General features: G+C 42.9%; 16 protein-coding genes and 1 pseudogene. 8 read left to right on the top strand and 9 right to left on the bottom strand.

Translation table 11 applies throughout. The features are described 5' to 3' along the window. The first annotated feature begins 637 nt into the window (after positions 1–637). Both G8O23_RS15550 and G8O23_RS15545 read left to right on the top strand, forming a co-directional pair. Positions 638–2,284 carry an ABC transporter substrate-binding protein gene (locus G8O23_RS15550; RefSeq protein ID WP_166366528.1) on the top strand — a complete coding sequence of 549 codons (1,647 nt, stop codon included), beginning with the start codon at positions 638–640 and terminating at the stop codon, positions 2,282–2,284. Beyond that, a complete protein-coding gene (locus G8O23_RS15545) occupies positions 2,281–3,123 on the top strand; it encodes a hypothetical protein (RefSeq protein WP_166366526.1) in 843 nt (280 codons plus the stop codon). The genes G8O23_RS15550 and G8O23_RS15545 overlap by 4 nt, the downstream gene beginning before the upstream one ends. On the opposite strand, the gene G8O23_RS15540 is transcribed toward G8O23_RS15545, so the two are convergent. Continuing rightward, positions 3,120–5,624, bottom strand: coding sequence for an NACHT domain-containing protein (locus tag G8O23_RS15540; RefSeq protein WP_166366524.1), 2,505 nt, complete (start codon positions 5,622–5,624; stop codon positions 3,120–3,122). The two genes, G8O23_RS15545 and G8O23_RS15540, sit on opposite strands and share 4 nt — an antisense overlap. 271 nt (positions 5,625–5,895) lie before the next feature. Here G8O23_RS15540 and G8O23_RS17585 point away from each other — a divergent pair, with 271 nt between their 5' ends. From G8O23_RS17585 to aspA, 4 genes and pseudogenes are all read left to right on the top strand, one after another. After that, positions 5,896–6,021, top strand: a complete 126-nt coding sequence (locus G8O23_RS17585; RefSeq protein ID WP_262888076.1) for a hypothetical protein — start codon at positions 5,896–5,898, stop codon at positions 6,019–6,021. Between the two features lie 43 nt (positions 6,022–6,064). Further along, positions 6,065–6,904 carry a S1 family peptidase gene (locus G8O23_RS15535; RefSeq protein ID WP_166366522.1) on the top strand — a complete coding sequence of 280 codons (840 nt, stop codon included), beginning with the start codon at positions 6,065–6,067 and terminating at the stop codon, positions 6,902–6,904. A gap of 282 nt (positions 6,905–7,186) precedes the next feature. Then, positions 7,187–7,516 (top strand): annotated as a pseudogene (locus tag G8O23_RS17470) (cyclic nucleotide-binding domain-containing protein); the annotation flags it as partial. 96 nt (positions 7,517–7,612) lie between these two features. After that, positions 7,613–9,046 (top strand): aspartate ammonia-lyase, encoded by a 1,434-nt coding sequence (aspA, locus tag G8O23_RS15530; protein WP_235942315.1) that lies wholly within the window; start codon positions 7,613–7,615, stop codon positions 9,044–9,046. Between the two features lie 49 nt (positions 9,047–9,095). On the opposite strand, the gene xseB is transcribed toward aspA, so the two are convergent. From xseB to G8O23_RS15495, 7 genes are all read right to left on the bottom strand, one after another. Next, positions 9,096–9,299 carry an exodeoxyribonuclease VII small subunit gene (gene xseB / locus G8O23_RS15525; RefSeq protein WP_166366518.1) on the bottom strand — a complete coding sequence of 68 codons (204 nt, stop codon included), beginning with the start codon at positions 9,297–9,299 and terminating at the stop codon, positions 9,096–9,098. 46 nt (positions 9,300–9,345) lie between these two features. Continuing rightward, the gene (locus tag G8O23_RS15520) at positions 9,346–10,302 is read right to left on the bottom strand and encodes a calcium/sodium antiporter (protein ID WP_166366516.1); all 957 of its coding nucleotides are present in this window, start codon (positions 10,300–10,302) and stop codon (positions 9,346–9,348) included. 74 nt (positions 10,303–10,376) lie between these two features. Continuing rightward, positions 10,377–13,217, bottom strand: coding sequence for a tetratricopeptide repeat protein (locus tag G8O23_RS15515; RefSeq protein ID WP_166366514.1), 2,841 nt, complete (start codon positions 13,215–13,217; stop codon positions 10,377–10,379). Between the two features lie 24 nt (positions 13,218–13,241). Further along, positions 13,242–15,461, bottom strand: coding sequence for a tetratricopeptide repeat-containing sensor histidine kinase (locus tag G8O23_RS15510; protein ID WP_166366512.1), 2,220 nt, complete (start codon positions 15,459–15,461; stop codon positions 13,242–13,244). 26 nt (positions 15,462–15,487) lie between these two features. Further along, positions 15,488–16,870: an exodeoxyribonuclease VII large subunit gene (xseA, locus tag G8O23_RS15505; RefSeq protein ID WP_166366510.1), complete on the bottom strand. Its 1,383-nt coding sequence runs from the start codon at positions 16,868–16,870 to the stop codon at positions 15,488–15,490. Next, the gene (locus G8O23_RS15500) at positions 16,867–18,258 is read right to left on the bottom strand and encodes a S8 family peptidase (protein WP_166366508.1); all 1,392 of its coding nucleotides are present in this window, start codon (positions 18,256–18,258) and stop codon (positions 16,867–16,869) included. The genes xseA and G8O23_RS15500 overlap by 4 nt, the downstream gene beginning before the upstream one ends. 31 nt (positions 18,259–18,289) lie before the next feature. Continuing rightward, positions 18,290–18,502 (bottom strand): RNA-binding S4 domain-containing protein, encoded by a 213-nt coding sequence (locus tag G8O23_RS15495; protein WP_166366506.1) that lies wholly within the window; start codon positions 18,500–18,502, stop codon positions 18,290–18,292. 126 nt (positions 18,503–18,628) lie between these two features. On the opposite strand from G8O23_RS15495, the gene G8O23_RS15490 reads away from it, so the two are divergent. Beyond that, positions 18,629–20,134 carry an NAD(P)H-hydrate dehydratase gene (locus G8O23_RS15490; RefSeq protein ID WP_166366504.1) on the top strand — a complete coding sequence of 502 codons (1,506 nt, stop codon included), beginning with the start codon at positions 18,629–18,631 and terminating at the stop codon, positions 20,132–20,134. A 115-nt stretch (positions 20,135–20,249) separates the two neighbouring features. Beyond that, positions 20,250–21,356 carry a DUF4831 family protein gene (locus G8O23_RS15485; protein WP_166366502.1) on the top strand — a complete coding sequence of 369 codons (1,107 nt, stop codon included), beginning with the start codon at positions 20,250–20,252 and terminating at the stop codon, positions 21,354–21,356. Between the two features lie 60 nt (positions 21,357–21,416). Here the strand turns inward: G8O23_RS15485 and G8O23_RS15480 are convergent, their stop codons facing one another. Continuing rightward, on the bottom strand, positions 21,417–21,959 hold the full coding sequence (locus G8O23_RS15480) for a thioredoxin family protein (protein WP_166366500.1): 543 nt from the start codon (positions 21,957–21,959) through the stop codon (positions 21,417–21,419). Positions 21,960–22,211 lie beyond the last annotated feature (252 nt).

The raw sequence follows: 22,211 nt of genomic DNA, 5'->3' as shown, positions 1-22,211 counted from the left end.
TACTTCAGCTTTTCGCTTTGATGTCCAGTAACTGTTCTTTTTCATACCGTCAGAAATTTAGCAATTTTTCTGCTCGGTTTTAATTGGGGCTAATATAGTATATCTAAATTTCTTCAGATTTGCCTTATCTGATTTTAGAAAAGCGTGAATGGATTCAGCATTCTCCACATCAATATAAAATGCCTTTTTCCCATCCTTCGATTTCTGATATAAAACCGCCTCTCTTTTCATGCAAAATTAAGCAATAGGTTAATTAATTGCAAACTTATCAACATTTTTTGTAAGTTACGAACAGTGCGTACTATTCACTATTCAGATAATCAGTCATTTAGGGTGTTCTGCTGTTAGAAGTATTCTTTTGACTCTTAAAGGTATTAAATTCTGAAGAGAACAAGTACTTTATCTTTAATCATTTTGGTTTCGTTGTTGCGCTACTTCCTAAGTAATATCCACCACCCCACAGTCCTATAACAATTTCTTTAGTTTCTGTGCAAACGATGAGGTTTAGAATGCAGAATAGATTGCTGGCTTCAGTTAACCAGTTGCTTGATGTTGTTCTGAGGAGGCCCGGTTTCTTTTTTTGTATGGCTGTGTACACAACGATATTTATATCTTTGCAATACTAAATTGCATTTGGATGAGTAGAGTTGGTCTGGCATTGGTAACTGTTCTGTTTTTTGCTGGTTGCGCCCATAGGCACCAGGCGGATAACAATTCAATGGTTTTTCGCTACAACGAGAGCAAGGGCATTACCTCGCTCGACCCAGCATTTGCCCGCAGCCTCCCCCTTATTTGGCCTGTACATCAGCTGTATAATGGGTTAGTTCAGCTTTCCGATTCGCTTACCGTTGAGCCAAGCATTGCCCATTCATGGGAGGTTGATGAGAGCGGTTTACGTTACACCTTTAACCTGCGAACAGATGTACGATTTCATGATTCGCCCCTTTTCCCTCATGGCAAGGGCAGGCGAGTGGTAGCAAGCGACTTTGTTTACAGCTTTGGTCGAATTCTCAACCCTGATGTAGCATCGCCTGGGGCGTGGATATTCTCAGTGCTGGATTCTGACCACCCCAATACCACGCATGGCCTTAGGATGATAAACGATTCTACCCTAGCAATTCATCTTACAAAACCCTTTCCCGCATTTCTTGGGTTACTCTCGATGCCCTACGCATATGTGGTTCCGCGTGAAGTGGTGGAGCATTACGGAAAAGATTTCCGAAGCAACCCAATAGGTACTGGGCCCTTCTACTTTAAGTACTGGAAAGAGGGTGAAAAATTGGTGTTTCGCAAAAATCCCAACTACTTTGAGGTTGATGAAAAGGGGCAACGATTACCCTACCTTGAGGCGGTTAATGTCTCGTTTATCACCGATAAGCAGTCTGAGTTTCTGGAGTTTCTTTTGGGGAATATCGATTACCTTTCGGGTATACACACCACCTCGAAGGATGAGCTACTTACAAGGGCTGGTGGGCTTAACCCTAAGTATGCCGACAGGGTTAGGATGCTTACTGGGCCATATCTGAACACTGAGTATTTGGGCATACTTGTGGACACCACTTTGGATATTGCACAAAATCACCCACTAAGTAAGCTGGAGGTTCGTAAAGCCATTGCCTACGGATTTGACCGCGAGCGAATGATGACCTACCTGCGGAGCAATATGGGTTACCCAGCGCACAACGGTTTTGTGCCCAACGGTATGCCCGGTTTCTCCCATAAGGTGATGGGTTACAGCTACAACCCTGAGCTTGCCCGTGAGCTTCTGTCCAATGCAGGTTACCCCGATGGTAAGGGTTTAGAGACGATTGTACTTAGTACAACCAGCGATTACCTTGATATTGCTGAGTTTATTCAACATCAGCTGGCCGATGTGGGTATCCCGCTAAGGGTTGAGGTTTTTCCTGGCCCAGCCTACCGCGAGATGATGGCCAATTCAAAGCTGATGATGTTTAGGGGCAGCTGGGTGGCCGATTATGCCGACCCCGAGAACTACCTTTCGCTATTCCTGTCGGAGAATTTTAGTCCAGGAGGGCCTAACTATACACACTTTGCCAATAGCGAGTTCGATAGCCTTTATCAAAAAGCCCTTCGTATTTCGTCGGATACCGAACGATATGCAATCTATAATAAGATGGACTCGCTTGTAATGGCCCAAGTTCCTGTTATACCAATGTTTTACGATAAAGTGGTTCGATTTGTAAACCCACAGGTAGAGGGGATGACAACCAACCCTATGAACCTGCTCACACTTAAACGAGTTAAGAAAAAGGCTAGCCAATGATACTAATTGCCGATAGCGGATCGACCAAAACACACTGGAGGGCCTTAATGCCCAACGGAGCAGAGATTGATTTTTTTAGCCAGGGGCTAAACCCATATCATCATAGAGAAAACTTTTCGGATGCTCTAAATGAAGCAATAGCAGACAATGTTGATAGAGGAGGGGTTACTCAGGTGTTTTTTTATGGTGCAGGTTGCGCATATCAGTCGATGCAGGATATTGTCGCTTCCAATCTGAGAAAGATTTTTTGCAACGTTACCACTGTGGAGGTAACAAGCGATTTGATGGGAGCTGCCCGTTCGCTTTTTGGTAACAGGCAGGGGATTGTGGTTATACTTGGCACTGGGTCGAATGTGGGCTTTTACAATGGGGTTGAACTGGTTAGGCATACTCCCTCGTTAGGTTATATTTTAGGCGATGAGGGTAGTGGTGCGCATTTGGGAAAAGAGTTTGTAAAGCGCTGGCTTTACAATGAGTTGCCAGAAACATTACGTAATGAAATTGAAACCCTTTGTCCATTGTCCGTTGAGGAAATTCTACAACGAGTTTATTCAAGCCCTTCACCAGCCCCATTTCTTGCTGGTTTTACCGATATAATTGCGAAACTTTCGTCGCATGAAGGCATTGCACAGCTTATTGACGACTGTTTTGTTCAGCTCATAGAAAGGCATCTGCTAAAGTATATGGAGCTATCGGTAGAGCCTGTGGGGGTGGTCGGATCTGTTGGGGTAGTCTTTGCCAAGGAGCTGCAGAATGTGCTCCATAGGTATGGTGCTCAGCTAGGTAAGGTGTTGCAATACCCCATCGATGGGTTAATTAGCTACCATAGGACGAGCTAAAGCGATCCTAAATCGATATTACTTCTATCCGTGAGGGTTTCAATAAGCTTGTTGCAATCGTTAGCCCTTTGGCTCTCGCCAATACTTTCAAGTACTTTCGAAAGGCTATAGAGTAGTTTGGCTTCGTAAATTGTGTACCCTGCAACATTGCTAATCTCCAATGCTTTTTTAAAATATTCGTACGATTTTTCGATATGACCTCGTGTGAAGTAGTACATGGCCATCCATGATTTTCCAACAATTGCACTTTGGTATCTGGCCCATTCGGGGGTATTGTCCATGTGTTGCAGAATTCTTTGGGCAGTTAGGTCATCAAATGTTTTGTTTATGTGCCATTGAGCTAGCTCTAAATACAGGGTAAGGGCTTTTTCCTCTTGGTTCATCATATCGTGGCTTTGCTCCATCAGCAATGGGTTTATCCTGTTGCGAATTACCTCATACTGCTTTGTAGTAAGCAGGCCTAGGAAGAGGCCTATTTCATAGTTATACCTATCGTTAATATTCCATTCCGATTGGTGTATGGCTTGATAGGAATCAATATGTTTCAATATAACATCGTAGTCTTTAGTCCCTCCAACAAAGGCAACTATAAATCTACAGGTAAACCATAGCCCAGCAATAATGGGAGAGGTGCCATGGTGGGGCACATCCATGGGAAAATCGGCGCCAAACTGATTTACCCACGTGAAGTCCATTGAGTAAGCGCTTGAGGTGTATAGCAATGTTTTGCCAACAAAGATATCCTTTTCGGTGGTTGAGTTTTGGATGTAGTTAAAATAAAGCAGCCTTGAGCTGTTGGCGATAGTATTTAAATTGATATGCCGTTCGAATAGGAACTTTCGGGCTCGGGCATTACTTGCAAAGTAAGGTATTAGTTCTCGCCTCATTAGCTCATCCTTAGCCAGAGCATTGTGGATATTTGGGAACCTAAAGGCTTGATCGAGCGATTCGTCCTTAAGATTGAAGAATGGTTTTAACGCATCAACACTCTTTCGCTTGTAGGCAAGCTCGAAAATTAAATTTATGAGATGGCCAAGCATAAGGGAACCAGAGTATTCCTTCTCAATTGTTGTAAAAAGCTCAAAGGTGATTCCATTGTTTTTCTCGATTAGCTTATGCGCCAAGAGCATTCTGAAAAGGATGCGTTGATTTACCTTGGTATAGGTAGTGTATTGGCCATACTCATTCTTTGTGATCTCTTCGGATAGTATCCCAAATGATAAAAGCTGATTGTAAGCCGTGGCATAGTTTCCAACAGACTTGAGGTGAATGGGGTAGCGTTCCTTAAGATCGTTCTTTTTAACTAGGCCGTAGGTTTTCTCTTGGTGCGAGAGTTCAACTATAGCGTATAGTATATCACTCTTCTCGTCGGCTAGATTACTTTGATAAATGTGTTTTTTTAAAAACTCCGTCAGTAGGTCAATCTTATCGGAGATTAGATGAAGGCTAGTAGGGTTATATATCTCAATAAACAGCTGAAGGTAGTATGGATGCGAAATGATTTGAAGCAGATCGTAAGGAATCTCCTCAATTATCATTCGGGGTAAGCTGCCGCTATTTATGGTGAGGTCAATAATGCTTTGTATTTCGTTATCGCTCAGGGGAGGCATATTTGTACCCTGTGTAAAAATTTTATCGGGTGAGGCAAAATACCAAGTGTCAATATTATTTGCAAGATTGGTGAACTGAACCCACGTTGAGAAGCGAGCAGAGGTTATAAGCCGAAACCATTGGCTTGATAAGCTAGCGGTAAGCTTATGTAGTGCATTAAAAATTCGTTCAGTTTTTGCAAGGTTTGCCTCAATCTCATCGAGCGCATCGATAATTAGAATAAATTTCCCCAACGCAAGGTTCGGATTGGAGTTTAGGGTTTCAAAAAATCCCGATTGAGAAAGGTTCAAAAGGGAAAGTATCCAATCGTCGAGGTAGTTCTCCTTGCTAACCCAGTTTTCGAGGTGTATGGCAGGGATAAATAGAATGATATGGTTTTCACTCCTTGCGTTAGTCTTAAAGTCCTCGTACCATTTAATTAGCAGCGTAGTTTTTCCGAAGCCCCCGGGGCCAATAAATGGGGTTGCACTGTAACTTGTGTTGAGGAATGATTCCAGCCTGTCGTGGGCAAACTCCCGGGCAATACTATTGGAAAAACCTAGGGAATTCTCCTGTTTCAACGACTTGCAATTCTTTTCGCTGATGGCGTTTGCTTCTGTCTTGGCCTTTTCCCAAAGGTCGATTATGGGCTCTGTAGAGTGCGATACACTGTTGTTATCCTTAAAACTTTCCCAGTTATTGTATCCGCAGTACACCGAGAGGATGTCAAGCGTGGCACGTGATGGATTAGAATTCGTTGACAGGAAGCCGAAGAAACGTCTTAAGGTAGAAGGGCTAAGAATTTCGGATGTGAGTTTAAATACGCTGTCGGACAGCGATATGCAGTCTTTTTGGTAAGCAATCTTCCGGCCAAACTTTGCCTCAACCGATTCTTTGAGTCTTTGTATCATAATTTTGGCATATTGCCATTTAGAAAGCGTTAAAAATATTGAATATCAGTAAATACAGTGAGAATTAAGGGCGATTTGCTCTACCATAAAGCCACTTTGTAAAAATTGACAACTTTGACCCTTGGCACACCCTCCTATTTCCAATAGTTTTGCTACTGTAAAAAAGTTCAAAAGTTTATTGGTGGTTTAAAGATAGTTTTTTTTCATCAAAAACCATTTCGTTTTGTTCCACGGCATCATAGTCAATCAGTACGTTTAAAAAGATAAAGTTATGAAAAGAGTAGAAACCTTTTTCAAATCAGGCCTAATCAACCGCATAACAGTTGATGTTGGTGTTTTTGTAGTGTTCTTTGTGGTAACCATGCTGTTTGTTTTTACCATTGTACGCTCCTTTTAACACAGTCTGCTTTTTTTAAACAACAAACCAAAACCCTACCCATATGCTAAGCAATGTTTGGACCTCATGCCATGCTTCAGTTTGCCAATTGAATTTTTTAAATGAGAGGGGAGTATGTATCGATTCACTTACGGGATTTAAAGTAAAAAATTTTCTGGTTACCACACAGCATGCCTTTTGTATTGAGAAAGCACACAAAGTACAAATCACCTTTGTTGAGGCCGATGCAAATACTGTAGCAGCATCAATGAAGATCCCTTATGCCGAGCTAATTAAAGAACACCGTATTGGTGTGCTCGACAATAATGGCCATTACGCCATTTTTAATATCGACTTACCTGAATTTGAGAAGATTCCAAGCCTAACGCTTAGCGAGCAGCGTAACTATACGATTGGCTCAACGGTAGCAGCGTTGGGCTTCAACTTTGGCTACTCTAACTTAGCCATCAAGTCGGGGCTTATTTCCTCCGTTTTTGCCAACGCAGATGGCAATAGGTTTATACAGTTTGATGGACAGGTAAGCTACGGAAACAGTGGGTCGCCTTTAATTGACCCTAGTACTATGCAGGTGGTGGGTATAGTAAGCCGTAGGAATACCCCTGCCTCCAACGCGTATCACCAGCTTAAGGATATTATTGCAACCAACCTGGGTGAGCTTAAAAAAGTGGAGACAATTGTTAGATTTGGTGATATTGACCCAATTCAGGTGCTCGTTGCGAATCAGAACCAGTTGAAACTTTTAGCCAATATTATCTATAAGTACTCAAGCACTAGCGTATCGCAGGCTGTTACCCTCGATGGAATAATCTCATTTTTCAATGAGGATTTAAGCGATTTCGACTTCGACATTGTGTCGAAGGAACATAAACTTATTAATGGTTAGTTTGGTTTGTAATTATGTTTTGGTTTAACCCCGCCGTGTGCGGGGTTTTTTCGTTTTGCCATTCACGCTTACTTTCCGAATAATGAGGCATTAACCAAAATGTTTGGTATGGGAAAAGATGTTTTATAATGGTTAGTAAGATCATCCCTTTTTATTGGTTAATCACAAATTACTTGAATACCTTTGTGTGGTAAGCATTCAGCCAAGAATACATAGAGTTTTTGACGTGCTTTCAGCAGTAAAAATTCCAACATAAACCAATACATTTTAATACATCTTTTTATGGATAACGTTGAAGTAATTGAGTTCCTGAAGAAGATAGAACTTTTTCGTGGGCTTACCGACGAGGAGTACGAAAACCTTACCAGCTGCATTAGGCATAAAACATTTAAACCCAATGAGCTGCTATTTCGTGAGAATGGTGCAAGGGAGAGCATCTTCATTATATACAAAGGCTCGGTTGAGCTATTCAAGAGCAACTCCTTTGGGGTAGAGCTAAAGTTAACCTACTTTAGCAAGGGCGATTTCCTTGGTGAGGGGTCATGGGCTAGCGATTCTCCGCACTCCACATCGGCAAGGGCTTTGGTTGCAACCACCGTTTTTATTCTAGAGAATAAGGCATTTAGCCTAAGCGCAGAAACCACCCTCAAGATATTCTCGAATATTGCAAGGGTTATCTCGCGCCGCATGCGGCATGCCAACAACCGGATGATAAACCCTGCCGCTCAGTACGAGTCGGGAAGTACCCGTCGTGAGCATGACTTGCTTGGCGACCGGGATGTTCCTTCCGAATTCTATTACGGTGTTCAAACCCTTAGGGCAATCGAGAACTTTAATATCAGCGGTGTAACCCTCAACTTTTATCCAAGCCTAATCGATGCTTTGGCCATTGTGAAGGAGGCGGCTGCAGAGGCAAACTTTGAGCTGGGACTACTCTCGAAAGAGGTGAGGGATGCCATTGTTACAGCTTGCGAAGATATAAAGAACGGAAAGTACCATAACCACTTTGTTGTCGATATGATTCAGGGTGGAGCAGGAACATCAACCAACATGAATGCCAACGAGGTTATTGCAAATCGTGCCCTGGAGATTATGGGTTATGAGAAGGGCCAGTACGAGTTCTGCCATCCAAATAACCATGTGAACCTATCGCAGTCGACCAACGATGCGTATCCAACAGCGGTAAAAATTGCTCTTATCAACTCCAACAAAAAGTTGATTTCTGTGCTTAATACCCTTGTTGAGTCATTCCAAAGCAAGGCCAAGGAGTTTGCCCATATAATTAAAATGGGACGAACCCAGCTGCAGGATGCTGTACCCATGACCCTTGGGCAATCGTTCGAGGCGTATGCGGTAACATTAGCTGAGGAGGTAGAAAGGCTAAACCAGAATGCCCAACTTTTCCTTGAGGTGAATATGGGCGCAACTGCCATTGGAACAGGAATAAACTCGGAACCTGAATACACCGAGAAGGTTATGAAGCACCTCAAGCGCATTGCCGATATGGATGTGGTGCTTGCCACTAACCTGGTTGAGGCCACCCAGGATACAGGTGCCTTTGTTATGTATTCATCGGCTGTTAAGCGTTTGGCTGTTAAGCTATCGAAGATTTGTAACGACCTACGCTTGTTATCATCGGGGCCAAGAACAGGTATTAATGAGATTAACCTACCCCCAATGCAGCCCGGTTCGTCCATCATGCCGGGTAAGGTTAATCCGGTTATTCCCGAGGTGGTAAATCAAATAGCATTTAAGGTAATTGGTAACGACCTCACCGTAACTATGGCTGCAGAAGGAGGACAGCTGGAGCTAAACGTGTTTGAGCCTATCATTGTGCAAAGCTTGTTCGAATCAATCGAAATGTTAAAGAATGGAATGAATACGCTCAAATATCGTTGTGTTGATGGCATTACAGCCAATGAGGAGAGGTGTCGTGAGTTGGTGCACAATAGCATTGGGCTGGTAACCGCTCTGAACCCAATTATTGGTTACGAAAAGTCGACTATGATTGCCAAAGAGGCGCTTAAATCGGGTAGGAGTGTATACGAATTGGTGCTTGAACACAAGATCCTTACGCAGGAGCAACTCGATAAAATTTTGGCACCTGAGAATATGATAAAACCGGGAAAGATTAGCTTATAGCATTGTATCTTTTTTAATTTGAAGGAGCGCCCAGCTGGGTGCTCCTTTTTTAGCTCTCGTCAAAATCTTTTAAAATCTTCTCAACCTCCTCCTCGGTTGATTTTAGCTTTGCCTTACAAAATTTTATTAGCTCGGCAACACGCTTTACGTTTTGTGCCAGCTCGTCAATGTCGAGCTCATTATTCTCAATCCTCTCCACAATGCTTTCTACTTCTGCAATTGCCTCAGAGTACGAAAGGTTCTTCTTAGCCATAGGTATTACTATTTCTGTTTAAAATACGATTGTGTTGTACAAGTAGCTACACTTCTTTGCCCACCAAATATACGGTATATCCAGCAAAGATTAGCAATAAAATTGCTGCCTCCCACCGGTCAAGTTTTTTCTTTCGCCCTGTAAACATGGCGATAAATAGGATAAGGGTTCCTAATGCTAGCAGTAAGATATCGACAGAGAAGGTACTGCTGAACTCCATTGGCCTTATGAGTGAGCTTACGCCAAAAATTAGGAATATGTTGAAAATGTTTGACCCAATGATATTGCCAACAGCAATATCACTATTCTTTTTAAGTGCAGCAACAACCGAAGTGGCTAGCTCGGGTAATGATGTGCCAAAGGCAACTATGGTTAAACCAATTATCTTTTGGCTAACCCCCAGTGAGGTGGCCAAACTGGTTGCGCTACGAACCACCAGCTGCCCCCCAAGCACCAAGCCCCCAAGCCCTAGTATTATAAGTAACCAAATTCTGGATGTGCTATACCCCTTGGCAGTATCCTCTGTTGATACTCCGCTAGTTTTTAGCTGCTTGTATACATAAAGCAGGAAAAGGCCAAAGAATATAAGAAGTATAACACCATCGATACGCGAAAGGTAGGGGTTGGATGAAACGAAAAAGTTGTTTGCAAGTAGGTAGAATGTCACTATGGCAAGGAACGAGATGGGAATCTCTTTCCATACAGTGCTCGATTGAACCACCAAAGGGGTTATAAGCCCAGCAATACCAAGTATCACAAATATGTTGAAGTTGTTACTCCCAATAACATTTCCAAAAACCAGATAGGGTAGGTTTTGTGTTGATGATATGGCGTTCACTACCAGCTCGGGAGCTGAGGTGCCAAAGGCAACAATGGTTAACCCAATGGCCAAGTCGGAAACGTTATATCGTTTGGCCAGAGCCGAAGCACCACTCACCAACCAACCTGCGCCCTTGATTAATACGAAGAAACCAGCAGCGAGAAGTAAAATGTTAGATACCATACAAATTTAGGATAACAGAATACTGCTTCATTCCCAAAAGTAGTGAATATGCTTTAGGTACCTGCTTTTAGCAGTTACGCTGCAGGTAGCTTAATTATAAAAGTCGTTCCAAGCCCTTCCTTGCTAATCACATCAATTGTTCCTTTGTTCTTTTCTGTAAACTCCTTGCAAACCACTAGTCCTAAGCCGGTACCAGCCTCTTCGCCAGTGCCTTTGGTGCTAAAGCTTTGTTCAATTTTAAAGAGTTTCGAAAGATTTGCAGGGCTTATTCCTACTCCATTATCGGTAATCCTTATCTCAACCATAGGGCCTTTCTGTTCTGCATCAACTGCTATTTGGCCATTTGCATTGGTAAACTTTATGGCGTTTGAAATAAGATTCCTGATAACCGTGGCCGAGGTTTCGTAATCGGCAAAAACTAAAGTGCTTGGGTCGATATTGTTCTCAATGCTTATTTGTTTGGCATTGGCCTGCAGAGACAGCACGCTACTCACTTCGGCCACAAGGTTGTGGATAGTAAATTCTTTGGGCACAAGCTTCAGCTTGCCGGTTTGGCTTCGCGACCAGTAAAGTAGGTTCTCAATAAGGTTTAGCAACTTTTGCGACGATTCATGAATAAGCGACCCGTACTCTTTTACCTCATCGCTTTTCATCTCCGATGATTGGTTTGCCAATACGCTGGTTAGCCCAACAAGAGCGGTGAATGGACTGCGAAGATCATGGGCAATAATTGAGAACAGCTTATCCTTGGTTTGAACGGTTCGCATTAGCTCCTTTTCCGATTTGGCCAGCTTCTCGTTGGCTATGTTTAGCGTGCTATTCTTTTTTCTGATGATTACATACCCAAAAATGCTACCAATAGCAATAACAAGAACAAATAATGAGCTTATTACAAGAAAATTTTTGACCATTCGTTGCTGTTCTAGCTGAATGGATTTAAGCTGGGCTTCAGCCCTCAGTACCTCAACCTCTCCTTCGATGGCTCTAATCTCTTCGGCCTTTTTATTCAGCTCCAGGTCGAGGCTTGCCTGCCATACGGCTTCCTGTTCCGAGATGGCGTTAAGGCTATCCCTAACTTCGATATGCTTAACAAAAAAGTTTAATGCCTCATTAAACTGCCCTTTTTTACTATGAAACTCGTATAGGGCAAGCAGGGTAAGTTCCTTTAGCTTGGCATTATTGGTTCTGCGTGCAAGCGAGAGGGCAAGCTGTAGGTTCTCAATGGCTTCAGTAGAGTTGCCCAGTGTAGTATGGATTTCTCCAATCTTTCTAATGCAGAGTCCCCTCCGCTCAAGATCGAATAGCTTGCCATACAGTTCTGCTGCATCCTCGAAGTATGCGAGGGCTTTTCTCAATTGCCCTTCCCTAAGCGAAAGGTTGCCCAGCTCGTTGTACAAATCGGCAATTGCCTTTTCGTCGTTTTGTTGTTGGGCAATAGCTAGTGCTTGATCGAAGATTTGATGCGACTTAGCGAACTCATTGTTCTCGCTATGGGCAACGGCCAGGCTTCGCATAGCTTGGGTTATTAGTTGCTGGTTCCCAGTTTTTTTCCTTAGCTCCAGGGCTTTGGTGTAGTTGCCTACGGCTTCCTTAAGGTTTCCAATATCTCTGTGGGTGTTGCCTAGGTGAATGTATACCCATGACTTACCCATAGGATCCGATTCGTCCGTTATAAGCTCCAGCGCTTGGGTAAAGTATTTTAACGCATTGTGGTGCGACTTGAGCTGGCGATAGGTAATGCCAATGTTGATGAGTGACCGCGAGACCTCGGAGTGAAGGTTTGCTTCCTGTCGGATTTTTAGGGAGTTCAGGTAATTTGTTAGCGCATCGGCTAGCTGCCCCTGCTGCCCGTATAGGTTTCCCATCTCGTTGTAGGTTGATGCCATACGCTGGGCATCGTTCAACTCCTTACTTATGCTAATTGTTAAGTTTAGATTACGGAGTGCCTCTGCATACTGCCCCAGATCACGTTGAATTCTGGAAATGTTCTCAAGGGTAGATGCATAGCTTGCCAGCAGCTGATTCTCCTCTCGGTATCGCAGGCTGAGGTTGTAGTTCTCAAGTGCCTCCATCGATTTGCCCATTCGGGCATAGGTGCTGCCTATAAGGTTGTATATCTGCCCCAACTCATCGGGGTTATTCTCCTGTAGAGCAGTGCTTAGCGCGTCATTTAGCTTGTCTAAAGAGGTGCTGTAATCACCTCTGTTTCGATAGACTAAGCTTATGTTTCGTTGGGTTATAAGTAGGTTGTCGATATCGTTCACCTTTGCGAAAAGAGTTTCGGCCTTGGTATAACTTTCCAGGGCAGCATCGTAGTTGCCCTTCTGAAGGTGTATGCTACCCAATGTCCTATGCGAAGTGGCGATTTGTTCAGTAAGATTATTTGATGATGCCATTTCAAGAGCTTGCAAAGCCATAGCCTCCGATTGCTCTAGATCCAATTCCTGCCTATATATATCGCTACTTATCAGCAGGAGTCTTATCATTACATCCAATTGTCCCTGTTTACTCGCTGTCTTTTTCGATTTGTCAAGTAGCTCAACATTGGCCTTATGGTTACCCAACTTGCTGTTTAGTTCAACTTCGGCTCTAATAATCTCGGGATTGATGGTGGTAGTAAATGCTTTAGATGAGTCGAGGTAGTGCCTGGCGAAATCTATCTTATCTTGCAAAATACTTATTCTGCATAGCAGGGCATACCCGTTGGCTTGGCATATGGAATCTGCTTGCACCTTAGCTTCCTGTATCGCTTTGTTGGTATATGCTGACGCTTTTAACGGGTTTTCATGTAGATATCGGTAGCCTTGCTTTATGCTCGGGGTACTACAGCGTATATTGGTTGCAAAGGCTTGACTACTTAAGAGTATGGCAATTGCAAAAACTGCATAAGTGCGAGCGGTTGATACGTTTGGCATTATTGATGACTTTCAGTGTTAAGGTTAAGAATTATGTGCCGAGCGGATGGAAGGTAGGGTAAATTTGAATGTGGTTCCACCTTCCTTGTTGCTTTCAACCCAAATTTTCCCTCCGTTCTTTTCAACAAATTCTTTACAAAGTATAAGGCCAAGCCCTGTCCCTTTCTCATCGGCTGTACCTTTCGATGTAAATGAGGTTTCAATTCTGAAAAGCTTATCTTGGTCTTCCTTGTCAATTCCTACACCGGTATCACTAACCGATACCTCAACAAAATTGTCATACTCAATAGCGGAGATGAGTATCTTATCGTTGCTGCTGCTAAACTTAATGGCATTGTTCACTAGGTTCCTAATGATAACGGCTACCAAGTTCTTATCGGCCCAAACAATTAAAAATTCTTCTATCCGTGTAGTAATCTTTACCTCCTTGTTCTCGGCTATTGGCTTAAGCATATCCACCTCGTCGGTAACTATATTACGTAGGGGGAACAGTTCTGGGCTATACATAATGCTACCCAGCTGCGCCCTTGACCATTGCAAAAGGTTATCGAGTAGCTTATATAGGTTTTGTGAAGAGTCGTATATAATTTTTATCAACTCCTTGCTCTCTTTAGCTGTGTATTCTTCAAAGTTGTTGTACAGCAAATCGCTAAAGCCCATTAGGGCATTGAAAGGATTTTTTAAATCGTGTGCTATGAGGGAAAAGAAACGATCCTTGGTAATATTCAACTCCTTTAGGTGGTTCTCCGAATCAATAAGCTTAGTATTTGTTTCTTCCAGTAATATATTTTTTTCGGTTAGCAGCTGGTTTACCTTATGTTTGGATCGTAAATTTAGAATCGTGCTAATGCCAAAAGCGACAAGAACCAGTAGGGTAACTAGCCAGAATATATTTAGGTTTTTTTGCCTTTGCAGCTCCAGGTTCTTTATCTCGTCGTTCTTTTTTAGCAACTCAATCTCCTTCTCCTTGCGCTCGGTTTCGAACTGAACCTGCATCTCCATATACTCTTTGGTACTACTCAATTTGTAGAGGCTGTCGTTCATCGAACGGAGTTTGCTTAGGTGCTCAAAGCCCTTCTTGTACTCGCCTTTCTTGTAGTAAATTTGACTTAGGATTTCATGGCTTTCGGCTAGGTAAAGATCTACTCCATCTAAATTGGCGTATTCTAAAGCTTTAAATACTGTTTTTTGCGCTTGATCGATATTGCCTTGATGATAGTATACCCACGCTATATTGTTATAGGTATTCATCAGGCTTTCGTATTGATTGTCTTGCTCGCTAAGGGCTAATGATTTTGTATAAGCCTCTAGTGCTTGGCTGTAATTTTTTAGCTTTGTATGCTGAAACCCGATGTTATTATAGGCAACAGCTTGGCCGTTGATGTTGTTTCGCTCAATGGCCAGTTCCAACGATTTTTGGTAAAACTCTAACGATTTCTCCCCCTCATTAAGCTCGCCATAAATAATTCCTAAGCTATTGGTTGTTTGGGTTAGCCCCTCGGCATCCTCAATTTTTAGGTATAGTTCGTAAGCTTTGGTAATGTACTCGAGGGCCAGGTTGTGATTGCTTAGGTTGTTGTGCAAATCGCCAATAAAATTGTAGGTATATGCAATTCCGTACTCATCGTCCTTTTGCAAAAAATAGTTGGCAGACTTTATGGCAAACTCAAGAGCCTTGTTGTTATCGTTTACTCTTGAGTAGGTGCTGGCCACATACATTAGCATATAAGCATAGCTTTCCTCATCGCCCTGCTCTTTAAAAATATCAGCAGCTTCCTTAAACGCCGTTATGGCTTCGGAGTACATATTAATATTGCGGTATGCAAATCCCTGGTTGTTTTTAGTGTGGGCAATTTTTGTTCGATTGTCATCTTTTTTTCTAATCTCTAGTGCCTTTTCGTAGTGAGGCAATGATTCTTCAAATCTACTGTTGGTTAGGTAGGTGTTACCCAAGTTATTGTAGGCATCGCCCAATAATTCACTGCTTTTTGATCGTTGAGCTATCTCAAGCGCTTTGTTGGCATACACGTAGCTGGAGTCAAAGCTGATAGCCCAGTATAATCTAGTCAAATCAATGTATGCATCAACCTGTTTTTTGGGATCGTTACTCTTCGCAACGAGCTTAAGACTATCAGCTGTTGGTGGGTTAATTTGCCCTACAGTGGAGCTAAACGACAAGCAAAGTATAAGGAATGGTAATAGTTTTGATTTCACTAGCGAGTATTTTCTGAGTAATATAATCATTTGATATGGTTTGTACAAGTAAATCTTTAATTGCTTTTGTCTTCAATGGTACTAACCAGCTTGCCGTTGGCCAGTATTGTTTCAATCTTGTCACCCGCATTGGCAACATCACTACTTTTTAAAACTTTACCTTTGTGTATGGTAATAGAAAAACCTCGCTTCAGTATATTAATAGGGTCTAATGCTTTAGCGTTCTTTTCGTAATAAATAGTGTTCCTGTTCTCCTTTTGTAGCAGGCTATTGATATCTGCTTTTACCTGCTTTTGCATTTGGTTTAAAACACCTTGTTGCCTATTGATTTTAACTTCTGCATGGGTCTCAGTCTTGCTTAAAACTCGTTGTAAAAATGTGTTTCTATATGCAATTGTTTTGTTTATAGCCTCGTGCCCCTTATGTGTGCCTCTTTGTAGCTGGCTATTTGCAAGTTGCGTTACCTTGATTACTGCTGGAAATAACCGGCTAGAATATCTACTAAGGGCTTGAACGTTCGAAACTGTTACAAGTTTCACAGCATCTGTAAAATTGTCGTTTGCCTCAATTAGCCAGTTTTCTGCATTCACAAACTGAGCAATCAAAAACTCTGCCACAGCCGTAGGCGTTTTTTGCCGAGTGTGAGCCACCATATCGGTAACAGTCACATCTTTTTCATGGCCAATACCTGTAACTACAGGTAAAGGGAACTGGGCAATGTTGTTGGCTAGGTTGTAGCCATCAAAACAGCCCAGGTCAACTTGCGAGCCTCCTCCCCGAATAATTACTAGCACATCCCAACTCGTGATATCGGAATAAATTCTATCCATAGCCATAATGATTGACTCCTCAGCCTTATCGCCCTGCATTGTTGCAGTAAAGAGCTTAATATTGAAAACGTAGCCGTAGGGGTTTTGTGTGAGCTGGTTGGCAAAATCCTCAAAGCCAGCTGCCGTAGGCGAAGAAATGATGGCAATATTTTTGGGTAGTAGCGGCAGCTCCAGCTCCTTGTTCATATCCATTACCCCCTCGGCAATCAGCTTGTTGATGGTTTGCTGCCTCATTAGCTCAATGTCCCCAAGGGTAAATGTTGGGTCAATATCAACTATGTTGAGGGAGAGACCATAAACAGGATGATAGTTTACCGTGCATTGCACCAGCACCTTCATCCCAGCCTGTAGCCTTCGCCCAGTAGCGGTTTCAAAATATGGTTTAATCATCCTATAGGTTCGAGCCCATATTGTTCCGCGCGCTTTGGCCTTGGGGTAGTCGTTACTAGTGTCCTTTTCCACAAGCTCTAGGTAGCAATGTCCCGAGACGTTCTGTTTTATCTCACTAATTTCGCCAATTACCCATTGCGTACCGGGGAATTCATCCTGCAATGCATTCGAAATTTTTTGGCTTACCTCAAACAGCGATAGGGCGTTCTTTCCGCTCATGGTTTAAATCCTTTTTCTTGTTTTGATGCTTCCAATGCTTTCAAAAAATTTGGTACGCCGTGGCCCAATCTATTGTTTGGAGCATTGTGTTGACTTGCCGACTGAATTATAATTTCTGAAATTTCTTTGGCTGTAAGGTGTGGCAGGGCTTGCCAGAGGCAAGCCGCAAAACCCGATACGATGGGTGCCGCAAGGGATGTCCCATCGGCAGTGCCTATCTCGCCTTCTGTTGTTTGCACCACTGTATTCTCGCCAAGTGCAACCACATCGGGCTTAATTCTGCCGTCGGAAGTTGGGCCTATGGAGCTAAATGACGAGACTTTGCCCTTGGCATTTACTGCACCCACTGCAATGCAGTTGTGGGCATCGGCAGGTGAAATTATATGTCTCCAATCGGTTATGGCCTCGTTGCCAGCACTGACAACTACAAGCATACCTAGCTGTGCTGCAATGCTTGCTGCCCGTGCTATGGGGGTTGTTTTGCCATCGAGTTGATTGTAGCTAAGGGATTGCCATGGGGCGTCGTATTCGTAGTATCCCAGGGACGAGTTGATGATATCTACTCCTAAGCTATCGGCCAGCTCGGCGGCTTTGGCCCAGTAGTACTCCTCTATAACCTGCTCCGAGTATGTGTCTTCACATCGTATTAGTGCATAATCAGCTTCTGGAGCAGTACCAACCATTAGCCCATTTACATTTGCACCCAGAACCGAAAGCACAAACATTCCATGAGAATTTTGTTGATACAGATTGGATTCCGGATCAACAACATCTTTTTCAAAAACAACACGTTGGTTAGCCCAAAGGCTATCGAAAACGGGAAGAATGTTCGCCTTATAGAACCCACCATCAAGAACAGCTATGGTCATCCCCTTTCCCCTAAAACCAAGGTTGTGGAGATCTTGTCCGTTTACCATCGCAACCTGCTCCATAGCTGGCCCATAATTATAGAAATTTGATGAATCGTTGGCGGCACGGTATGCTGTGTAGGTTGTAAAATCGGGGGTGGGAGTACCCTTTACCTTCGAGTCGTATATTAGCAGTACGTTTTTAATCCATTCTTTTTTTTGTAATTGTCGAATCTGTTTGCTGGTAGCATTTTTTATTACTGCCCCGTTTAGCCATTTCGATGTGAAAACAACCTCTACGCCAAGTTGCCTAATATGCCTTACGTATGCCTCTGATACCGGTAAGTCGATTTCGTTTATGCCGATGCTCTGCCTTCTTCGCCGTTCAATGGACTTTGGAGAGAGGTAGGTTGATGGGTTTTGGAGCGTGTGCTCAGTTCCTGTTTTGTCGATAAACTCAACGAAATATCTGTCCTGGCCAAATATATCCAAGATACTGGTAACAAGTAATAGCAACAGTATAGCTGCAATCCTTTTCATGGGTTCCCCGATTGCATTTGTGGATATGGTGTTATTTGGAGACAATTTTAATGCTCTGCCCATTGAACTCAATAACATCACCTGGGCGGAGCTTGGCTCTCTTGCGGCTCTCTATCCTTCCGTTTACCTTTACTAGCCCCTCCACCACAAGTTGCTGCGCTTCTCCACCGCTTTGGGCCAACCGCGATGCCTTTAACAGCTGGATAAGCTGGATATATTCTTCCTCAATACTAAATGTTTTCATACCATTATGTGCTTTACTTTAAAACCCGCAATTTAGCAAATAATTACCGTTTAGCTGTTGGGTATCCTTCGATAGGAGCAATCATATTAATGTTTTATATTTGCTTGACATTATGATACTAATGAAATGAAGATTTTTAAATGTAGCCAAGTAAAAACCATTGATGCCTACACCATAGCGCACGAGCCTATTTCGTCAATAGACTTAATGGAGAGGGCTGCCACAAAATTGTTTCACCACATTGTAGCTAAATATCCCTATGCCAAGTGTTTTGCTGTATATGCAGGGCCTGGCAATAACGGAGGCGATGGTGTGGCTCTGGCTCGTATGCTTGCCCAAATTGGTTACCATGTTAAGCTCCATATTCTTTGTAGTGCAAATTACTCTTCTGACATTCAGGTGAACATTAAGCGCCTTGAGATGCAAGGGGTTGTGACTCCAAACTACATTTTAAATGAATCGGATTTTCCTGCTTCTGACCCTGATACCATTGTTATTGACGCTCTCTTTGGTTCGGGTTTGTCAAGACCACTTGATGGAGTTGCCGCAAAGCTAGTTGATCATATAAATAGTTTGTCTTCAGCTGTTGTGGCTATTGATATTCCCTCTGGCCTCTTTGGTGAAGATAACCCATCGCCCAACCCAAACCCTGTTGTTAAGGCCTCCTTCACGCTTACCCTGCAGTTTACCAAGCTTAGCTTCATTTTTCCAGAGAACGAAAAATTTGTAGGAAAGTGGGCAGTTGTTGACATTGGACTACATAGAAAAATTATTGAAGAGGAGTTTACACCTTATATATATGTAGATTTTGAAATCGTTAAGCAGCACTATACACCTCGAGGTATATTTAGCCATAAGGGAACCTTTGGGCATGCCCTAATTATTGCGGGTAGTCGTGGAATGATGGGAGCATCTACACTTAGTGTAAACGCTTGCCTTAGGGCAGGGGCGGGGCTTGTTACTGCCCATATACCACAGGTTGGGTACTCCATTATGCAGAGTCAGGCACCCGAGGCTTTGGTGCAACTCGATGAGGACACCAACCATTTCTCTAAAGCTCACGATATAACTAAATATTCCGCAGTTGCCGTGGGCCCCGGTATTGGGCAGGATGAGATTACGGTTAATGCCTTCAGAAATCTTATAGGTAGTGTAAACATCCCTCTTGTGATAGATGCCGATGGTCTTAACATACTGTCGAAGCATAAAGATTTGCTTGATTTATTACCAACAAATACTATCCTTACACCTCATGTTGGGGAGTTCAATCGACTATTTGGCCACGCAAGTTCAGGATGCAAAAGGTTGATCCTAGCCATCGAAATGGCTGCAAAGTATAACGTGATTATTGTTGTAAAGGGTGCCTTTACCCAGGTGGTTTGCCCATCGGGTATGGTGTATGTTAATAGTACTGGTAATGCTGGTTTGGCAACAGGAGGCAGTGGCGATGTTCTAACAGGAATTATCGCAGGGTTATTGGCTCAGGGTTATAGTCCAGAGAGCGCCTGTGTTGTAGGGGTTTATATCCACGGGTTGGCTGCCGATTTAGTTGCGCAAAGTGTAAGCCAAACATCGATGGTAGCAACCGACTTGCTTTGTTATATTGGCAAGGCTTTTTCGCATCTAGAGTAGTCGGTTTTTAGCATCATTTACCAAATATTATGGCATTATTGTAAACACTAGTGTTTATATTTGTGGTTACCAAAATGGTGTAGAATGGTAATGTAAAAATTTTAATGATATCGATATGAATAAATTTATGATCTCCATAATTGCTGTTGCTCTTCTGGCAACAGCTTGCTCCAAAAAGCCCATAACTACGATTAATCCTATGGGTCAAGCGGTAGAGCTATCGCCACGGGGATTAGTTTACGCTGTGCCCAAAACAAGCATTAAGATAAAGGTAGAAGCACAATACACTGAGGTTATACCCGGGCCTTACGCAAGGTTTGCACAAAAATACTTGGGCATTCAAAATGTGGCCACAACACGAACAGGTTCGTGGTCTATTCTAGGTGTAATGGCCGAAACCTACCACCAGGCCGATCCTAGTAGCCTCTTTGTGGTTGAGCCAGCCGATGATTTTGCGGTTGATTTTTTGAAGATCACTCAGGAGGGGTTAATCATTCCCGCAGCCAATTTCAATTTTAGTTCAACGCCAAAATTTGCTAAAGCCCTACCTCGTAAAGATGAGGTGAATTATGTCGATTTAAGCCCTTCACCATACATTGCTACTGAGCAAACCACGCACTATTCGCGAGTAGTTCAGGATAGTACCTTTGTTCGCGTACCTGTACACAGGTCGGTGGTTGTTGAACGCTCTTTTGAGGACAAGGCTAGAGAGGCTGCCGATTTTATCTTCTCCCTGCGCAAAAGGAGAATGGAATTGCTGGCAGGCGATGCCGATTTTGTTGCCGAAGGGAAAGCCGCTGAAGCGGTACTTAAAGAAATTTCGCGCCTCGAGGAGGAGTACCTAACCTTGTTTACTGGCAAGGTTTTTAGCACAACAGCCACTCATTGGTTCGACTATTCTCCCCAGGCCAATGGAACAGAAACCTCTACGATTCTGTTTCGCTTTTCCGATTCCAGAGGAGTTCTGCCCTCATCTGATTTAAGCGGAAGCCCTGTGCTTATTACGCTTAACGTGGTAGACCAGTGGGAAGGAACATCGGTATTTGACCAGCTTAACATTGAGAAGAAAGGCCCTCGTATGGATGTTGTTTACTACAGGATGCCTGTAGCAGTGCGGGCAAAAATACACGATTCAAAATCGGAGTTCCTAAATCAAACATTTACCTTTTACCAGTTTGGCCCAATGCTACGAATGCCGAGGCAGCTGATTAACAATTTTTAAACGCAAAAAGGCTTTGGTTTTTCCAAAGCCTTTTTTGATTATAGCTTAATGTAAGTATGGCTATTCTGTTGCCTCTATTTTCCCCTTAAAGGTTTTGCTAAAATCTTCCCAAGTTGTTGTTTTGTAATGGTTGCCCCCAAAAAACTTTAGAATTGGTTCCATCTTGTCTGGAGGGTAGTACCCCGGAACGGATGTCAGCAAACGATTATCCTCATCGAGGTATGCCACTGAGGGGTACGACATTTTGCCCTGAAGCAGGGCAGCGGCCAGCTCGTGTGGGCTTCGCCTTCCTTGTCCGCTGTTCTCAAATACTACCCCCTGAAAAGTGACGGGAGCCTTTGATTCGGCGTTAAACTTTACTGGGTAGAAATGCTTATTTAGGTAGCTTGCAATCTCGGGATGGCTAAAGGTTTTTTGATCCATTACCTTGCACCAGCTGCACCAATCGGTGTATAAATCAATAAAAATTTTCTTGGGACTGGTTTTGTTAAGCTCAACGGCTTCTTCAAATGAATACCATTTCACCTCTGTGTTCTCTTTTTGCGAGTAGGCAGCAAAAGCAAAACCCAAAACTGAAACAACCATAAAAACAATTTTCCTCATAACGTATTGTGGTTAGTTAAATATGCAAATATATAGATAAAATATTTTTTTGATCACTTTCTATGCTATAAACAAAGCTAAATTAATTTTGTTTCCAAAGCGATTACAGCAAAAATTGCGCCCAAGAGTAAACCTTTGAGTTGTATATAGTATCACTACTGACCGACTAATAAATATAGATTTCTCGCTTCGCTCGAAATGACAGTACTTTCAAGAGGTCTAAGGGGGTGAAGGCGGCGTAGCCGCCTTCAC

The sequence above is a fragment of the Perlabentimonas gracilis genome (assembly GCF_011174675.1).
Taxonomy (GTDB): Bacteria; Bacteroidota; Bacteroidia; order Bacteroidales; family Tenuifilaceae; genus Perlabentimonas; species Perlabentimonas gracilis.
This window is presented reverse-complemented; position numbering and strand designations above follow the sequence as displayed.